The organism is Streptomyces sp. SID3343, assembly GCF_009865215.1.
Classification (GTDB): domain Bacteria; phylum Actinomycetota; class Actinomycetes; order Streptomycetales; family Streptomycetaceae; genus Embleya.
In genome coordinates, this window is sequence record NZ_WWJX01001230.1 from 1 (window position 1) to 587 (window position 587).

The 587-nt window shown below is 74.4% G+C and carries 1 protein-coding gene and 1 pseudogene; both read right to left on the reverse strand.

Annotated elements, in window-relative coordinates:
* On the reverse strand, positions 1 to 272 hold a 272-nt coding region (locus GT354_RS38555), incomplete at its 3' end, for a 3-hydroxyacyl-CoA dehydrogenase NAD-binding domain-containing protein (protein WP_346012366.1).
* Positions 273 to 309: 37 nt separating this feature from the next.
* Positions 310 to 587: pseudogene (locus GT354_RS38560) on the reverse strand (enoyl-CoA hydratase/isomerase family protein); the annotation flags it as partial.

A 587-nucleotide genomic window follows, 5' to 3' on the forward strand; every position in this document is an offset into this window, starting at 1 on the left:
GCCTCGACGATCAGGTCCGCCGCCGCCGGCAGGCCGTCGATCGCGCGGACCGTGGCGACCCGGGTCAGGACCGCCTCGACCGGCTCGGCCAGGCCGTCTCGTTCGGCCGCGCGCCGCAGCCCGACCGCGATCCGCTCGCGTGCGGCGGCCGCGGCCTGCTCGTTGCTCTCGGCCACCACGACCTCGAACCCGGCGGCGGCGAAGGACTGGGCGATGCCCGCGCCCATCCGCCCGCCGCCGATGACGCCGACGCGTCCCGCCACCGTCGTCACGCCGTCACCGCCGATGTCGCCGCCGCTGCCGTCATCGTCATGAGGTCTCGCTCCCCTTCGCCAGGTACGCGTTCATCCGATCCCTTTTGTCCGACCCCTCGAACAGCACGGCCTGCGCGAGGTCGTCGGCCACCGGATGGGCACCCGGGGAGTCGACCACGAGCTTGGTCAGGCGCAGCGCTATCGCGGACGACCTGCCCATCCGGTCGAGCACCCGGTGCGCGTGCTCGATCAGCGACGGCGCCGGCACCACGTCCATCACCAGGCCGACCGCTCGCGCCGACTCGGCGTCCAGGGTGCGCCCCGCGAGCAGGA